The sequence below is a fragment of the Cyanobacteria bacterium FACHB-DQ100 genome (assembly GCA_014695195.1).
Classification (GTDB): Bacteria; Cyanobacteriota; Cyanobacteriia; order Leptolyngbyales; family Leptolyngbyaceae; genus Leptolyngbya.
The window spans coordinates 1-17,525 of record JACJNW010000020.1; the positions used below are offsets into that span (position 1 = coordinate 1).

The 17,525-nt window shown below is 47.5% G+C and carries 14 protein-coding genes and 2 pseudogenes; 4 read left to right on the top strand and 12 right to left on the bottom strand.

Annotated features, from left to right (window positions below; genetic code table 11):
* From H6F51_06270 to H6F51_06310, 9 genes and pseudogenes are all read right to left on the bottom strand, one after another.
* The coding region (locus H6F51_06270) for a response regulator (GenBank protein ID MBD1822102.1) at positions 1–570 on the bottom strand (570 nt) is incomplete at its 3' end.
* Between the two features lie 200 nt (positions 571–770).
* Entirely contained in the window at positions 771–5,207 is a 4,437-nt protein-coding gene (locus H6F51_06275; GenBank protein ID MBD1822103.1) for a PAS domain S-box protein, read from the bottom strand.
* Between the two features lie 607 nt (positions 5,208–5,814).
* Entirely contained in the window at positions 5,815–6,726 is a 912-nt protein-coding gene (locus tag H6F51_06280; protein MBD1822104.1) for a transposase, read from the bottom strand.
* 200 nt (positions 6,727–6,926) lie between these two features.
* On the bottom strand, positions 6,927–8,294 hold the full coding sequence (locus H6F51_06285) for an ABC transporter ATP-binding protein (GenBank protein MBD1822105.1): 1,368 nt from the start codon (positions 8,292–8,294) through the stop codon (positions 6,927–6,929).
* Entirely contained in the window at positions 8,282–8,980 is a 699-nt protein-coding gene (locus H6F51_06290; protein ID MBD1822106.1) for an energy-coupling factor transporter transmembrane protein EcfT, read from the bottom strand. The genes H6F51_06285 and H6F51_06290 overlap by 13 nt, the downstream gene beginning before the upstream one ends.
* Positions 8,967–9,515, bottom strand: a complete 549-nt coding sequence (locus H6F51_06295) for a hypothetical protein (protein MBD1822107.1) — start codon at positions 9,513–9,515, stop codon at positions 8,967–8,969. Before H6F51_06295 ends, H6F51_06290 begins: the two co-directional genes overlap by 14 nt.
* 117 nt (positions 9,516–9,632) lie before the next feature.
* Positions 9,633–10,019 (bottom strand): nuclear transport factor 2 family protein, encoded by a 387-nt coding sequence (locus H6F51_06300; protein ID MBD1822108.1) that lies wholly within the window; start codon positions 10,017–10,019, stop codon positions 9,633–9,635.
* A 350-nt stretch (positions 10,020–10,369) separates the two neighbouring features.
* Positions 10,370–10,672, bottom strand: a pseudogene (locus H6F51_06305) (IS6 family transposase).
* Positions 10,673–10,742: 70 nt separating this feature from the next.
* Entirely contained in the window at positions 10,743–11,483 is a 741-nt protein-coding gene (locus tag H6F51_06310; protein ID MBD1822109.1) for an IS982 family transposase, read from the bottom strand.
* A gap of 319 nt (positions 11,484–11,802) precedes the next feature.
* Between H6F51_06310 and H6F51_06315 the strand changes: the two are divergent.
* A pseudogene (locus tag H6F51_06315) lies at positions 11,803–12,111 on the top strand (winged helix-turn-helix transcriptional regulator).
* A 12-nt stretch (positions 12,112–12,123) separates the two neighbouring features.
* Here the strand turns inward: H6F51_06315 and H6F51_06320 are convergent.
* Positions 12,124–13,116, bottom strand: coding sequence for a Rieske 2Fe-2S domain-containing protein (locus tag H6F51_06320; protein MBD1822110.1), 993 nt, complete (start codon positions 13,114–13,116; stop codon positions 12,124–12,126).
* Positions 13,117–13,178: 62 nt separating this feature from the next.
* Between H6F51_06320 and H6F51_06325 the strand changes: the two genes are divergently transcribed.
* The gene (locus H6F51_06325) at positions 13,179–13,961 is read left to right on the top strand and encodes a TetR/AcrR family transcriptional regulator (protein MBD1822111.1); all 783 of its coding nucleotides are present in this window, start codon (positions 13,179–13,181) and stop codon (positions 13,959–13,961) included.
* On the opposite strand, the gene H6F51_06330 is transcribed toward H6F51_06325, so the two are convergent.
* Positions 13,955–15,433: an amidase gene (locus H6F51_06330; GenBank protein MBD1822112.1), complete on the bottom strand. Its 1,479-nt coding sequence runs from the start codon at positions 15,431–15,433 to the stop codon at positions 13,955–13,957. The genes H6F51_06325 and H6F51_06330 overlap by 7 nt on opposite strands.
* Before the next feature lie 76 nt (positions 15,434–15,509).
* Here H6F51_06330 and H6F51_06335 point away from each other — a divergent pair, with 76 nt between their 5' ends.
* Complete coding sequence (locus tag H6F51_06335) at positions 15,510–16,337, top strand: class I SAM-dependent methyltransferase (GenBank protein MBD1822113.1); 828 nt, start codon at positions 15,510–15,512, stop codon at positions 16,335–16,337.
* Positions 16,338–16,343: 6 nt separating this feature from the next.
* A complete protein-coding gene (locus tag H6F51_06340) occupies positions 16,344–16,949 on the top strand; it encodes a TetR/AcrR family transcriptional regulator (GenBank protein ID MBD1822114.1) in 606 nt (201 codons plus the stop codon).
* Here the strand turns inward: H6F51_06340 and H6F51_06345 are convergent.
* Entirely contained in the window at positions 16,936–17,520 is a 585-nt protein-coding gene (locus H6F51_06345; protein ID MBD1822115.1) for a TetR/AcrR family transcriptional regulator, read from the bottom strand. The two genes, H6F51_06340 and H6F51_06345, sit on opposite strands and share 14 nt — an antisense overlap.
* Positions 17,521–17,525 lie beyond the last annotated feature (5 nt).

The window sequence follows — 17,525 nt, forward strand, 5'->3', positions numbered from 1 at the left end:
AAAGCCAGCCTGAAGTGCAGCGGCTCGATCTTCGGCTCGAGCAAAGGCAGTCACAGCCAGCGCAGGAATTTGTCCCCCCTGATTCTCATCTAGCGCCCGCACCCGTTGCAGCAGTGACAATCCATTCTCCTCAGGCATACCAATGTCGCTCACAAGGACATCTGGCTGGGAAACAGTCGCGTCGAGTAGATGCTGGAGCGCCGCCCGAGCGGATGCCACTACCACGACTTCTGCTCCACAGTCCTGCAAAACACACGTCACCAGGTCGCGCATGTCTGCGTCGTCATCGACCACCAGAATATGCAAGCCTTGTAACCCAGGTGGACAGGCGAAAATTGGGTCGGAGTTCAGAGTCCCAGTTGTAGTAGACGCAAGTGGAAGCTGGACGGTGAAGGTTGCCCCTTGCCCCACTCCAGCACTCTCCGCTTGAACCGAGCCGCCATGTAGCGTAACCAATTGCTGCACGATTGCCAGTCTCAATCCTAACCCTCCATAACCTGAGTTCGGGATAAGGAATTGCCGAAGACTTTGATTTCTCGTACCTTTTGACTCTGATGACTGCGAAGCCATTGTCAATAAAGCTCACAAATGCAATTATTCTCAATTAGGAAAACCTGTTGAGAATAATATGTAAGGCAGTAGTCCGGTTAAGTCCTGTCCCATCGAGCTTCCAGCGTTTGGCTTAACCCGAACTCAGGTTACTAGAAGCGGGTGTGGCTATGCATAAGAGTGAAGAGAAGGGAAAAGAATGACTACACGGCGTAATAGTCCTAGCATTCTTTCATTAGAGTAGAGATCGCTTTCACCAACGCCTCTGGTTCAACCGGTTTGGCAATATGCTGTTGAAAACCTACGGCCAGTGCTTGCTGTTGGTCTATCTCTCCAGCATAGGCAGTTAAAGCAATGGCAGGAATTTGTTCATTCTGTTCGCACCATTGGTTTCTGATCCGTCGCAAGAGTTCATAACCGTCTATCTCAGGCATACCAATGTCACTCAGAAGGACATCTGGCTTAAATACTTGTAAAGTTTCTAAGGCTTCAATCGCAGAAGTTGTCACTTTTACCTGTGCTCCAGCCTGTTCTAGAACTGTGCAAATGAGTTCGCGCATATCGGCATCATCATCTACGACTAAAATTCGCAAGTTAGTAAGGGGCAGCATCTCTACTACAGAGATTGAAGGCTTGACCTCGTCTAGGTTTTCTCTATTCTCATCGTTTGAAATTGGCAAGAGAACTGTAAACGTTGCACCACACCCCTCCCCAGGGCTTTCTGCCTTAACGGTTCCACCATGTAGTTCAGTAAAATATCGGGCGATCGCTAACCCTAACCCTAGCCCCCCAAACTTGCGGGTCGTGGAGCCATCCTCCTGTCGGAAGTACTCAAACACATGGGGAAGAAACTCTGGAGTAATGCCCTTTCCAGTATCTCTAACCTGAATTTTGGCTTCTATACCAACCTGCTCTAGATAAATTTCAATTTGCCCACCGTTCGGTGTGAACTTCACTGCATTAGACAGTAAATTCCAGACAATCTGTTGCAAGCGTCCAGAATCTCCTGAGATTGATCCAATGTCGCCTGACACAGTCCTCTGAATCTCGATGCCTTTTGCCTCGGCTGCCAATTGCACCGTTTCTAAAGCCGCATCAATCACAGTCGCTAAATTAACCGGGCAAACATTTAACGCCATCTTGCCGCGCAAGATGCGTGAAATATCGAGTAAATCATCAATTAACTGCGTTTGTAGTTTGGCATTGCGCTCGATCGTTTCTAGGGCACGCTTTGTACCTGGCTCATCAAATTGACGCGTTTGCAGTAGTCTTGCCCAGCCCAAAATTGGATTCAGGGGCGATCGCAATTCATGGGACAGGACAGCTAAAAACTCGTCTTTTATCCGGTTGGCTTGTTCAGCTTCTCTCCGGGTTACCTGTTCACGGGCGAGGAGTTTTTCACGCTCCTGCGCTGCCTGCTTCCGTTCAGTAATGTTTTCGGCAAAGATGACAATGCCGCCAATCTCTCCGACCCTGACATACCAGGGCATAATCTCCCAGTGTAACCAGATCGCCGAGCCGTCCTCACGTGGAAAGTAATCCTCCTCGCAGCGTTCAGTTGCTCCGGCTAAACATCGTTGATGAATTTGCCGCCAATGTTCAGGGATGTCAGGAGTGACTTCGTAATGGGATAACCCTGTAATGTCAGCGTAGTTTGGAGCGTATTCCTGCATCCAACGCTGACTGGCAAAGAGATAGCGCATGTTTCGATCAAGCATAGCTACCGCAGCAGGCGTATGTTCAATGAACCGCTGGAGTGTCTGGTTGGCTAACTGCTCTCTTGCCAAAAGTTGCTCTCGTTCTGCCTCAACTTGTTTGCGATCGGTAATATCAACATTGATGCCCACAATCCTTAGAGGCTGCCCGTCTTCAGAGCGCATTACCCGCCCTTTAGAGAGAAGCCAACGGATGATTCCATCCTGGCGGATCACCCGGAATTCATCGTAATAGTCGTCACCTTGGGCAAGGACTGCTTCTACGCGCTGAAATGCTTGTGCTCGGTCATCTGGGTGAATGAAACGAGTGAAAGCCTCTAAGTTAGGAGTGATACTGTTTGGCTCAAGGGCTAGAAGGGGCCAAATACCATCTGACCAGGACACCTCGTTGGTCAATAAATTCCATTCCCAGGCACCGATTCGGCCTGCTTGTTGAGCCAATTGTAACCGCTGTTCGCTCTGCCGCAGAGCGGCTTCAATTTGCTTGCGATCGTCGATGTCAGTAGAGGTGCCATACCAGGCTATGATTTGGTCTTGCTCTGTTTTAATGGGTACAGCACGGGTTAAAAACCAGCGATAAGCTCCATCTGATGCCCGCTTAATGCGAATTTCTGCTTGATATAAAGAACTAGATTCTGACGCTTCTAACCATCGCTCATAATGCTGTGAGACATCATCAGGGTGAATGACTTGAAGATACTGTGTTGGATCTTGAGTTTGCTCTAGAGTCAGCCCTGCATAGTCGAACCACTGTTGGCTGACATAATTGACCTCTCCATTAGGATTGGTTGTCCAAACAATTTGTGGCATGGCATTGGCAAGCCTGCGGAACTGTTCTTCGCTTTGCCGCAATACTTCTTCTGCTTGTTTGCGCTCCGTAATGTCTAGCAGCGTGCCAAAAAAATCAACGGTTCGTCGAGCCTCGCCTTCTCCTTCAAATTGGGCTTGCCCTTTTGCTAACACCCACCGTTCAGTGCCGTCATCCCAGATAATTCGGTACTCAATTTCGTATATTCCAGATGATTGCGGATCAATCGCGGCATTCACCGCACTGACTACCCGTTCGCGATCGTCTGGGTGTATCCGCTCCAACACTTGGGGCAAAGGAAGCATCACTGCATCATCGGGTTCTCCCCAAATTTCTCGCATTCGCTTGTCTATTTCGACCAGGTTGGTATCCAGGTGTAGGCGCCATCCGCCTAATCGCCCGACCTGAATCGCTAATCTTGCCCACTCCTCGCTTTCTTGCAAGGCTTTCTCCACCTGTTTGCGATCGGTAATGTCTAAAAGCGAAACCAACACTCGGTTATAAGGTTCTGAAGGATCTGGAAAGATGATGCTAAACCAGACATGCACTTGCTTACCCTGTAGGGTCTGCAAGGTGGTTTCTGCGGCAAAGTAAGTTTCCTCTGCGGCGATTGCTAGAAGTTCTTCAATAAATATCTCTTGGGTTTCGGGTGTAAAAATTTGGTGTAATGAGTTCAACAAGTCTGCTTTGGTTTGAGCTTCGAACAGTTGAAGAGATGCTTGATTGACATCGCGCACACGAACCATTTCGACTGCCTGTTGCACAAATTCAGGGTGGTTGATGAAGTATTGGCGGAAATCCTGAACTCCCTCTGTTTTAAGTTGGTTGATCGCGGCTTTTACATCAGAGAAATCTTCTTCCCAAATCGAAACGCCTACTAATTCAAAAATGTAGCGGTAGCGTTGTTCTTGAGCAGCCAAGGCCATCTCTGTCTGCTTGCGATTGCTAATATCAAACGAAATCCCGACCGCTCGGACAGCCTGACCTGTTTGGTCATAAGTAAAACTTCCCAGTGCTGCCAGCCAGGAAACTTGACCATTGTCCGCTCGAATGACTCGGTATTCGGACTGATAAAACCTGTGCTCTTGCCGTGCCTGCTGCCATTCCTGAATCACTTGCTCTAAATCGTCAGGATGAATACGGCTAGCCCACATTTCTTCAGTTGCTTCCCCTGTTGCAACAGGGTCAAATCCCAACATGGTGAAATGCTGTTCTGACCAGATGGCTTTTCCTGTCGTCAGATCAACGTCCCAGGTTTCCATCTGAGCGCCTGCCATTGCCAGTCGCAACCGCTCCTCACTTTGACACAGAGCAGATTCTGATCGCTTACGCTCTGTAATGTCTCGAAGAACACTTAGAACTATAAGTTCGCCATCAATAACAGCACTCTGAGCACTAACTTCTACCAAAAATTCGCTGCCATCCTTGCGCTGATGAATTGTTTCAAATAGAATTCCTTCCCGTCCAGCCTGCTCAAACTGCTGAGAGAGCACTGGTAGGGTTTGCGATGCGCGTAAATCAGCAATCTTCATGGACAACAATTCAGTACGAGCATAACCATAAGCCTGTTCTGCTGCTCGATTCGCTTCGAGAATTTGACCGTCTTTAGCAAGGTAGAGAACAATATCACGACTATGCTCTGACAGAAGTTGATAGCGTTGTAAGGCTACTTCAGCCTGTTTGTGTGCCTCTTCAACGCGCTTGCGTTCCGTAATATCGCTAAAGGAAATGGCAATGCCATCGTTCAGTTTCACAACAACGTTGCGAAACCAGCCGATTAAATCTTTACTCTCGTAAAAGGTCTCGAATGTTTGAGAATCACCAGTTTCGGCAACCGCAACGTAGCGATCAAAAATACCGATGCTTTTACAGTTGAGAAATCGCTGTAGTAGGGACTGACCGAGTAATTCTTTTGGTGTCGAATTTGTAATTCTTGCAGCGGCTGGATTAATATATTCAATATTGAAGTCAACGATCGCTTTAGCTGCATCTCGAACGCTTCGTAAAATGACAAAGCCATCGGGCAATACCTCTAGCGCCAAGCGAAATTGCTCTTCACTCTTTGATAGGGAAACAGCTTCTAAATCATCTTGAGAAGAAGCGCGATTAGAACCTCCAGCCTTTACCTCAGTCATCGAACACTTGTCTCCACCTTCGAGGAATATTGCTTCAACAGGGTTAAACTCTGCTTTTGAAGCTCAATGGTAGACGAGCATCTTAACTCTTTAAGCATTGTTTTGATCTAAGTGCTAGGGATTAGGTTTGAACGTGCCCGTCTTTACCCTGAGAGGATTATAAACCACGTGAGTTCGACAGAAGTTTTTAGCTACGTTTGAACCTGCGGGTAGCCCCCTAAATTCCCCACAGGTGGGGGACTTTGAAGGGTTAGGAATCGATTCAATTGGGGAATTGCGGTTCTCTAAGTCCCCCATTCTGGGGGATTTAGGGGGCAAGAAGCCGCTCAAACCGCAGCGAAAAATCTCGTCGAACTGACGTTAAACCTAACCCTTGAAAGCCAGGTAGTCGCTAGCTGGAGCGAACTAAACTCGCGATCGCTTTGACTGCCTTTGCGGGTGAAATGAATCAGCAACAAGCCTTAGCCGCCGGATTTCAAATGCATCCCTCAAAACCGGTTGAACCTGAACATCTTATTTTGATGATTGCTAGTCTAGTTGTTCATTAAACTTTATCGGAAATAGCAGCCAGTAGGAATTCAGCACTATGTTTCCTGATCTCGTCAAATTAGGCGAATCTCAACTTGCGGTGGTCAAGGCGAAAATTGTGCAATCCGCACGCCGTCTCCATTACCTGATCCACGTAGTTCTCCTTGCGGTTGCGAAATTTCTGCATCACAATCTGAGACCGCTTGATCCCGCCAATGTGATGCTCAATCGCCACTCGCTGTTTTGAAATCAGTCGATTCAGTTGTTTGTCCACGTCGGTCAGTTCCTGATTGCGCGGTTTCTTCTTCGGTTGCAATACAATCACGCCGCTGGGTGCGAATCCTTGAAAACCTGTATCCTGCCACAAGCGACTACCCTCGGGAAAGGTGTACCCTTCTTCATTGGCTATCGCTTTATCATGCTTTTTGCCCTCATAGGTCGCACTCAGATACTTCACTTTGCCGCGTCGTTCAGCAATCAGATTGTTCTTGACTGCGTGAACTTTCTGTTTGCCGCTGTAGTACTTTTTTCGCCCCTCCTTGTCCTGCGGACGATTGATTCTTCGGTCTGTGCCATCGAGAACAAATTCCAGTGCTGGGCACTCGTTCAAAATCGCTTCAAGCTTGCGAGCGTCGCGCTCTGGTAACTGTTTCTCATAGCCCAATGCTTGATTCAGCACCCTGCTCAACTTATGTATCCATTCATTCGCCTGCGGTTGTCCGATGCCAAACAGATAGCCTTGTACCTCTTGCGTCGGATACAACCGGAAGTACACCAAGATGAACAACAGCCTGTCACAATCCGCTTTCAGTTGCCCCCGTCGCCTACCGCCATAGCTGCGTTGCCAAGACCTGCATTGAATGTGGTGTTCTACCACGTATGCCTGCCATGCTTGCTCAAACGACGGCAGCAATTGCTCGAACTCGCTCAGACTAATTCCTGTCAAACTTTGAAAGATGCACGGCTTGTTTCGCAAACTCTGGTAGGTCAACATCGCAAGGCTTCTGAGAAGAAATTCCTGCTGCTCAGCTTAACTTATTTCTGATGAAGTTTATTGAATAAAGTTGTTTTTGTTCTCTTGTTGTAGGGCTATGAAGAGTCTGTGCTCAACTGTATGAGGCGGAACACAGGGCTATGGCACATCACCCGTAACATTTAATGCAGCGATGGGGTCCTCTCTACTCGCTCCCTTCAAGCTACGAAAGATATATCGATTTGCCTAGCCTGTAAAGCTGCAGCAGAAATCGGATCATGGGACGTGAGAATTAAGGCACCGCCTTGCTGGGTAAACTGTCGGAGTACTTGCAGCATCAACGCCAAAGAGTGAGGATCTTGTCCAACCGTAATCTCATCGAGTAAGCAGATTTGTGGCTGTCTTGCCAACACTGCCCCCAACGCCAGCCGACGTTTTTGTCCTTGTGAAAGCGATTGAGGATGTTGTTCGGCAAACTCTTTCAAACTGAGTTGTTCTAATAACGTATCTGCTCGATCAAGTGACACGCCGGGCTGCAACACTTCAGATCGCACACTATCCGCAAACAGTTGATGGTTAGGGTTTTGCAAAACAAATCCCACGACCGCCGCAATCTCAACCACACTGCGTTTGCTCATCTCTCTTCCAAGAATTTCCAGTCGTCCTGTCGTGGGTTTGAGCAAGCCACTAAGGAGTTTGAGGAGTGTTGTTTTCCCACATCCATTGTCGCCTTTGAGTAAAACGGTTTCCCCTACGTGAACTTGGAGATCAGGAAAGGGAGGATAGCCATTCCAACTCAGGTCCTGAGTTTGCAGAAGCAAGACAGATGATATGAAAGGCTGAGGTAGAACTACTGAATTAATTTCAGGTGGCACAGTTGATGGGGATTGCTCTAGAAGTTGACCGTCGCGAACAGAGAAGACACGATCGCAAATCCGACGAACAGCCTCAATTCGATGCTCTACCAACAGCACTGTTTGTCCTTGATTAACTCGCGATCTCAGTAAGTGCAGTAATTGCTCAACGCCTGACGCATCCAAGTAGGCTAGGGGTTCATCTAACAAGAGCACAGGTTGACCCAATGTTAACAGACAAGCGATCAGTAATCGTTGCTTCTGTCCTGCAGAAAGTTGCTGAATCAGCCACTGCCGTTGTGCAGCTAAACCAAATTCGTGAATTGCTGCATTCGCTAACGCAGGAATTTGCTGAGGAGGAATTTGCCAATTCTCTAGGCCAAAGACAACTTCTTCCCAAACTTGATCGGTAAAAATTTGCAGCTCTACATTCTGCAGTAGTGTACAAAAAGATTGCGATCGCTGGCGCACGGATAACTGTGTAATATCTGTTCCCTCATAAACAATCCTACCGCTGAAAGCTCCCCCCGTATGATTAGGAGCAATGCCCGCGACGCAGTTCAGCAAGGTGCTTTTACCACTTCCAGTTGCGCCTGCAATCAGCACGAGTTCACCTTGATAAACAGTCAGGTTCACTCCACTCAGCGTCGGTTGAGAACTGCCAGGATGCCGGAACGTGAGGTCAATGACGTTCAGGATAGGTTGCTTCGTTGCAGGAGTTATCTGTTCCATTCGAGATACCCGATTCCACAGAGCAATACAGCCGCACCTAGAGTAAAGTAGGTATCAGAGGATTGCCATTTGAGCGGACGGCTGTTGCTCCGGGGAGCGTTTGGATCGTATCCTCGCGTTTCCAATCCGATCGTGACTTCATCGGCATACGATACTATCCGAAAGATGAGTGGCAGGAATAGCCCAGAAAACCATTGTCGAGGCTGACGAGCCAAATTGACCCCGCGTAATTGATTCGCTTCAATAATCCGTTGAGCTTCTTGCTGAATCAACGGCAGAAATCGCCAAATCAGCATGATGCTGAGCACCAAAAAGCCGGGTAATCGCACGGCCTGCAATGCTCTCACTAAATCACTAGGCGCAGTCGTACCCGCCAGCAGCGGTGCAGGCAGTGCGATCGCAATCAGCCGCAGCGCACTGAGTAGCGCCGTGTTCTCGTCGCGTAAGATTGTCGCGATCGCAACCCCGATAATTAGCACGATTGCACTATAGCCCCATACCTTGAGCGAGAGACGAACAGTCAAGAGTGTGAGCAATAGCAAAATACTTACTAATAGCCCGATCGCCTCCAGCTGATGCAAGATCAAAGCAACGATCGTGACACTGAGACAAACGATTAATTTGAGCAGCGGATTAATTTGACCAAGCATTCCTAGTCGTGTTTGCTGAGTCCTAATCATCAACATCCATTTTTCCAGCTTTGCGAAGTTGCTGAACCGCTAGCTCTCCAAGCCACCACCCGATCCCCCCTGCAAGTCCAGCCGCAACTGTGAGCAACAGAAGGACAAGTGGCTGAGTCACAAACTGCACAAAAGGAGCAGACCTTGCGCCTCGAATTAGATAAGCACCGAGCAACAACCCTCCTAGATTGGCGCTGCTGAAAAACAGAACATTGCCGAGTAACCGATGCCGTTTGTTCCGATAGTTGCTGATGAAGAACATGACGCCTTCAGTGATTAAAACCGTCGCTGCGAGATAAAGCGTGATGATCGGGGAGATCAGTCCGAGCAGCAGAGCAAGCGGCAAAATCATCAGAGCAACGCTTCCGCGACGCTGCAAGCGCGCCATACCCAGTGTCAGAAAAATGCCGCCCAGCGGTGCCCACGCTAAGAGTTGTAACCCAGGAGGGGCAAACGGACCTACAATCACCACCGCTAGAATCATACCGATCGTCATGAAGGCGGCAAATACAAAATCTCTTAAATGCCAAGAATATTGCATTGGGAAGACCTGAAAACAGATGCTTATGAAGATAGAAAGTTTACTATATTCGGCATTTATCTAGTAGGTTTTCTTTACTAATCTTACTGGGGTCGGAGCTAGGGGTATATCGCGATACTAACCCTTTAACTTTGTCATCATTGCGGCTTCATCCCAGTAAGACGATACCTTCTGAATCTTATCAACGTCATTCATTTCAAAAATACTAATTCCTTCAGTGGTAACAGAGTGACCTTTTTTCGTAACGACCTGCATTGTCCACTTCACGGCTGCTCCATTCTTCACAAAGAAGATGTCATCTTTTGACAGTTCTATCTTTTCAAAGAAATTAGCTAATATTTTGAAGAACTGCTGAGAATCTTTATGTGCAAGCCTTGGAGGTTCTCCAAGGGGGTCATGAATAACAGCATCTTCAGCAAAAATCTCTAACCAGCCCTTTGCATTCATCGCTGCCATGTTGTCAAAGTAAATATTTATCAATGATGCAATTTCTTCTGTTGTCATCGTATCTTCCTCTGATCTTGTGCTTCAGTGAGGTTGGTAGCAAAAAGTGGTGATATTTCAAGATTTATGAAGAGAAAAACAGTGTTCTGCAGTTGATCCTAAAGCTCCATTCAAGTAGACAACGTTCTCAGGCTGACATTATCCTGCTCAACCTGTGATGGGATCGCTGCTATGCTCGAAGCTAGTGGAATTCGGAGGAAATGATGCAAGAGCGTGTTGTTGAAGTCGATCATACAACAATTTATTCTTCCGCACGGTCTTACAAAGCTTCTTAAAGGGGCATTATCAACCCAACTGTGTATATTCAAAATTAAGCACAATAATTCTTGAATATACACAGTTGCTCAATGTTACGCAGCACTTTTCACGCGCGCAATTTCTTGCGAATTCTCAAAGCGTTGGCGCACCTGTTCTCCGTATCGTTTCGCACTCAGTTTATGCTGCCTGGGATGGAAGTGTCCTCGAATCGGTTCAAATGCTGAGAGAAATCGTTGGACTTGCCCCGCAGATTTAAAGCGTCGCATTCGCTTTTCTCTGACTCGTGTGAGTTGATATGAGTTCTCCGCCTGATTATTTAATCCCTTGTGTTGTCGATGCTCCACCCTTGGCATCACTCGCTTCTTTACAGCTTCGCACCTCTTCAATTTGTCAGTGCCTGTTTTGCCCTTTCAAACGAATAAATTTGAAAGATAGAATCAGGCTTCTAGTCTCTGTGAAAGTTATCTACAACTGTAATACAATGATCGTTTCGATAATGGAGCGGCGACGTAGCATCAACCGGTCATTCAGTGGTAGCAATCGCTGTTTCATGTTGCGCTTGAGCTTCGTAATCAGTTGAATGCCTGCGGTTTTGAGCAGTTGCTTGGCTAACTTTTGCGAGACATAGCCTTTGTCAGCAAACACCTTGCCAAACAACTGCTGTAACAGCTTCGGTACAGGAGTGCGGTCGTCAGTGTTACCGGGAGTCAGCATGATGTTGAGCAACTCGCCTCGATCATTGACCACCAAATGCAGCTTGAAGCCAAAGAACCAATCGATGGACGTTTTGCCACGTGCGGCAACATTCTCAAACACTTTGTTGCGCTCGATGCGGCGATTGTGGCAGACGCGTAACGACGTGGAATCCATAAAGCTGATGCCGCTGCACGACCCAAAGCACGAGCGCAAATAAGCGCACATCGGCACGAGGGTACCAGGAATCCATTCGATGAAGCGCTGGTAGCTCACCAAGCTAGGAAACGCATCTGCCCACTCGGTCTGTACTTTCTCTTGATAGTAAGTTTTGAAATTGCGGTAACACGACTGATGAAACGCAATCAGGATGGTCATGATTTCGCTTAGGTTCAGGCTTCGGGGTCGTTGACGCATCTGGAGTCCATGTTCTAAAAGTTGCTGATTCCATTGCGGTTCAAAGGTGTTGCAGAAATCATCGACGGAGCAGAACAGGTCTTCTAGACTAAGCATGAGGGCAAACTGGGCTTGAGATTTAGCATTTTCAGCCTATCGGGTTTGCCCTTTTCTTGTCTCAATTCTTATCCCGAACTGAGGTTACTCTTCATGCTGAGCATGGCTGGCTCCCAACTGAACTTCTACTGAACTTCTAATGCAGCAGTACTCAGTGATTGAGTAGTAAGGATTTGCGGCATTAGCCATTCCAGCTATATTAAGCGCGAATACTTGGTCTCGTCCCGTTGCCGGAATTCAGGGCTTTGCAACTGGTTCATACAGCTCATATCTTCAAATGGGTTGTGCTTAAGTTCCGAGAGATTCCCGTTCCTGCCTAATTCATCTGGTCTTTTACCAACGCCCCTTAAAAGTGTTAGGTGGAAAATAGAAAATTCTGATTCTGTGGCATCTCAAAGATGAGAAAAAGCGATTTAGTGAACTCAAACGATTGATGCCAGAAATCCCAGAAAAGATGCTCATTCAACAATTGCGAGAACTGGAAAAAGATGGCATTGTCAACCGTAACATTTATTCGGAAGTGCCACCTAAAGTAGAATATTCGTTTACGCAGTATGGCTTGACGCTCAAACCTGTTCTGCAAGTCCTTTGCAATTGGGGAGAGAATCACTTGAAGCGTAGTCAGTAAAGCAATTGAGATTTATCTGGAAAGATTGGGTGCTACAACATCAGGAAAATTTTCAAAGTTACGGCGTACCCAATCCATACCGACTTCGTTATTGAGCTTAATCTTCTGCGGGATGTTTGGATAAATCTTGCTTAGAATATCGGCATCTTGATCAACCACGACCTTACCGAACTTGAGATAAGTTTTACCAAACATTTTAAAGGCAGGATGTTTCGCTTGACCGAAAAGCAGGATGTAAGTCCGGGTGCGATTCTCGGCTTCGGGTACAAAGAAATGGCATTGTGCTGCCTTCCCTAATGGCATCTCCCCATGGAAGATAATCAGAGAGGGAAAATGGTTTTCTAGATGTGCCTTGATTGTGGTCGGTAGTAGAAATAAATCGGGTTTTCTCAGCTTCTCTGCCAAGGTGTAAGGTGCAGTGGGCATGTCATAAAACGCATGAGAATTCAGCCCATTGTCAATGAATTGATGAAACTCGACCTCGGTGATGCGAAACAGATCCCGATGGGTGCCGTTCTGATGGTTATAGTCGTGCATATTCAGGAGCATGGTCAGTAGATCGGTTTCAACACTACGATCGCCCGTATACCCCACGAATTCGTATTTTTCTGCAATCTCATTCATTACAGTAGGAATAGGAACTTTAGGTTCGTATCCACCATATGACCAGATAAAGTCACCTTGAATGATGAGTTCCAGGGGGGTCAATAGAGACAGTGTTCTTTTGCCGGAATCCGGTAGAACCGTGCAACCTGGCGCATCAAAAGGCAACGCATGAAAGGGACAAACAACGGCACTTGTACCATCCTTCTGCGCTTCACACCATCCTTCAGACAGCATTGCTCCCATATGTGGGCAAGCATTCGGCAAGGCATGAACCGCTTCAGTTGCATCCTTCCACATCACATAATCAGTACCATACAGCGAAACCTTTTGCGGTTGGTTGACCTTCAGCATCGACTTGTGTGCCAACAACCAGGGCGCACCAGGAAGCATTGAGCGCATCGCGTCCTCCACTGATAGAATTGTGAGAAATTCGTCATGTTTTAGCTTGTAGAATTCAAAATATGACAAAACATTCACGTTCGTCAAGCCCCCAATCCTCTGCTAATTTGCGTCGTCAGCCGAAACAGCAGCGGGGCAAAGAAAAAGTTGAGAAGATTCTAGATGCAGCCGCTGCCGTGTTTGATGAGGTGGGCTATGAAGCGGCAACGACTCATATGATTGCTGCCAAAGCAGGAACGGCGATCGGGTCACTCTATCAGTTCTTTCCAGACAAAGCCGCGATTTTTAAGGCAATGGAGATCCGCCATTCAGAACGGGTGAAAGGGTTTTGGTCGCAAGTAGACATTCCAGCCCTGGTGCAACTCCCCTTACGTCAGATGATTCATGTTCTAGTGGAGTCGGTTGCAGCACTGTTCGAGCAGCCTGTATCACGGGTTGTGTTTGTGCAGTTTTACTTGGCGCGTCAGATTTTTCAATCGATCGACGAAAGCATGACCCAAGATGCGATCGCCTTCATGGCAAGTATTCTCAAACACCGCAATCCTGCTCTATCAGAGGAATTGCACGATTTACTGGCGGAAGTCTGTGTACACAGTAGCAATGCCGTCATCCTAGCAGCACTCCGCAATCCAGATCCGGAACATCGCCAGCGCTTAACGCAGCAAATTGAGGATTTGATGGTGTCATATTTAGAGCCGCACATCGGCGATCAGCGGTTGGGTAATGTAATGAAAGTAATGATATGCCCCCACTGCCAATCCATCCAGTTATCGAAGAATGGCTATCGGCGGGGCAAGCAGTGCTACCTTTGTAAGGATTGTGGAAAGCAATTTGTGGCTCAATAGCCTGATGGCGATCGAAACCCACCAATCACAGTATCGAGCTTTTGAGCGATCGCCAATAACTCCATTTCTTTCCACCGTTTACCAATAATTTGCATCCCGATCGGCAATCCATTGGTTGTTTGTCCAATTGGAATGACGACTGCGGGATGTCCACTTAAATTAAATGGCATTGTATAGGCTCCGTTCGCGATTCCATGCGGATAGGATCGACCATCCACTTCTATTGCACTCCAGGCCGGACAATGGGTAAAGGCAAAAGTCGCTGCAGTGGGAGTGAGCCACGCATCCCAGGATTCTAATGCTGTGTCGAGTTGGGTAATGAAGCGATCTCGCTCGGTCAGTGCCTCAAAATAGCCTTTCAAGCTTGGGTTCAAGAGTTCAGGCAACACGCGGCTAAAATCACCCATTTTGCGAAGTGCCTTATCTCCTTGGGTTGCCGTGCGAAAGATTTGTGTTGCACTACGCTGAAGGTTGTAGTGATCAACGGGTTGAGCATAGCGGTTGATGTAGGCTGCCATTCTTGTATAGAGATTTAAGATAGCGGGCACGTCAAAGTTTTCGGGCAACCAGTGGCGAACTTGAACACCAGACTGGGCTAATGTTTCAATCACCTGTTGCATTGCAGTGCGGCTCTCAGCAGCAACGGGAACCTGTGCCCACTGATCAGTCCAGGCAATTTTGAGATCTGATAATGATTGACCAGAAGGGGTGTCCAACGGTATAGAAGGAACATCTGGACGACGCGGATCGGCTCCTGCTATGAGAGAGAAGCAAAGACGAAGATCGGTGAGCGATCGCGCAAAACACCCGACGGTCATCATTTGCCGTAGGCAGTAGGGCATTCCAGGAACTTCTGGAATCATACCTGCAGTAGAAATACGGCGATCAGTCGGTTTCAAGCTATAAATCCCACAAAAGTGAGCAGGCTGACGCACTGATCCTGCAATATCATTGCCCAAATCCAATGGCGATAAACCTGCTGCTACCGCCGCTGCACTACCCCCTGAACTTCCTCCCGCCGTATATTCAACATTCCAAGGATTGTTGACTCGCGGAAACAACGAATTGGTGCTTTGGTAATCCCCTGCCAGTTCTGCCATGTTCGTTTTTCCCAGGACGATGGCTCCTGCTACTTTAAGTTTGGCAACGGCAGTGGCATCCTGTTGGGGAACGTAATCTTTGAGGGGTATATAGCCTGCGGTCGTGCGTAGTCCAGCCGTTTCAAAAATGTCTTTGATGGTCACAGGAACACCATGTAACGCCCCCCAGTTTTCACCTCTCGCCAGTGCTTCATCTGCTTGTTTGGCGCGAATACGAGCATTTTCCTCATCAAGTGTGCAAATGGCGTTGAGCCTGGAGTTATGTTGGGCGATTTGCGCTAGGTGAGCGTCTAGGAGTTTGATCGCAGAGAGTTGGCGATCGCGAATCATCTGAGCCAGTTCAATCGCAGACTTGAACACAAGATTGCTCATAGTCTTCCCTCAAATTGGGTGTTAAGGTTAATCATATCCTTAATTAGTTAATAGTGTTAACTAAGTTTCAATCGCTATGAAAGACTTGAAGCAGATTCTCCAGAACGAGTGCTATGGCAAAGACCTGGAGCAACGTAAACACTGGTACTCGCCCGCAGCAACAGCCTATCAGCAGGTGAGACCCCGCTATCCTCAAGCCATCATTGAGCGCGTGGTCGAAATCACTCAACTCTCTGCTGATTCGTCCTTGCTAGAGGTTGGCTGTGGTCCGGCAATCGCCACTCCTGATTTTGCAACTTTGGGATGTCGAATGCTCTGTGTTGAACCCAATCCTGATTTTTATCATCTTGCTCAACAAACCTGCGAATCGTATCCAAATGTCGAACTGCAAAACTGCTCGTTTGAAGAATGGCAATTAGAACCTCAACGCTATGATGCGGTGTTGGCTGCCAGTTCATTTCATTGGATTTCACCTGACATCGGCTATCCCAAAGCTGCCGCTGCATTGCGTTCAGGTGGACATTTAATTTTGCTATGGAACAAGGAACTACAACCGAGTTATGAAATTTATCAGCAATTGCTAACGGTTTATCAAACTCATACACCCTCCTTAGGCCGCACTTATGAAGACAGTGCGACGCAAGCAGCAATTCTAGACCAACTGGGGCAGATGGCAATTGAGTCTAGCTATTTCAAAGAAATGCAATCTGGACACATTGAAGTTGAGGTAACGTACACCATTGATCAATACTTAATGTTGCTCAGTACCTATTCACCTTACGGTAAACTAGAAGCTCAGCAGAGACAAACTTTGTTTGCCGGATTACGAGAGGTGCTAGAACAAAACAGCACAACCATTCAACTCTCTTTCGTTTCTGCCTTTCATATTGCCCGACCAAATTAAGTATCTATGGGTCGTCCAACGAAAGAGAATTCACTCACCCAACAGGATGTGATTGCAGCCGCGATCGCCTGTCTTGACCAAGAGGGAGAATCTGCCCTGGGAGTCAATCGCATAGCGCGAGAGCTGAATATTAAACCTCCCGCTATTTATAAACATTTAGACGGAAATACCGGGCTCCAACGGGCTGTTGCTCTGGCAGTTTGGCGGCAGTATTTAACCGAGTGTCAGCAGCAAACCAATAGCATTGCAGATTCACGAGAATTATTCTGCGTTAGTGCACATGCGACTCGAAATTTTGCACGATCGCATCCTGCACGTTATAGAGTCATGATGCACTATCAAATGCGACCAACTGACCCAGAAGAAGCTGAGGTGATGCAAGACGCACTAAAACTTTTTCAAACCTCTTTGCATCTGCAAGGCTTGAACCAGGATGCTCTAATTGATGTGATGCGAATGGTGAATGCAGCGATTTATGGCTTTATCATGCGAGAACAAGCTGAATTGATGACGATCGCTCGCTCCAGTGATAAGAGCTATGAAGTGATGCTGGATGCATTATGGGTGGCGATTGAACATATTCAACGTTCTTCAAAACTTAGAGACGCATGAGAATAAGGTCCAGAGAACGGCGTACATAACTTTCCCAGGATTCAGAAGTTGGCTGGAAAATCATGGCATACAGCATGATTCCGCTCATGGTGTGAAAGACCAATTCTGGGTCTAAATCAGGCTGCACTTCCTGTCTTGCCTTTGCTCGCTCCAGGACAACTGCAAATGCTTCTCGTCGTGGTTGTAAGTACTTCGTCCAGTAGATTTGAGCAAATTCAGCGCTACTTGATGCACTGCTGATAATCATAGCAACCGTTTGCCGTCCCAGAGGATTAAGCGAGATCTGAGCTGCATTTTGAATGAGAGTATCCAGATCACCCCAAAGGCTTCCGGTGTCAGGGATGACAATCTCTTCCCGAATACTCTCGATCGCATCCGCCACCAATTCTGCTTTGCCGCTATAGCGCCGATAAATGGTCGTTTTGCCAACCCCTGCACGGGCAGCAATCGCCTCAATGCTCATCGCTTCAAAACCAACCTCTGCCAGCAATTCTAGGGTTGCTTGCAGCATTGCTTGATGCGATTGGCCGCTCCGGGGTCTTCCAGGCGACTTTTTACTTGGATTCGTCATGGCTG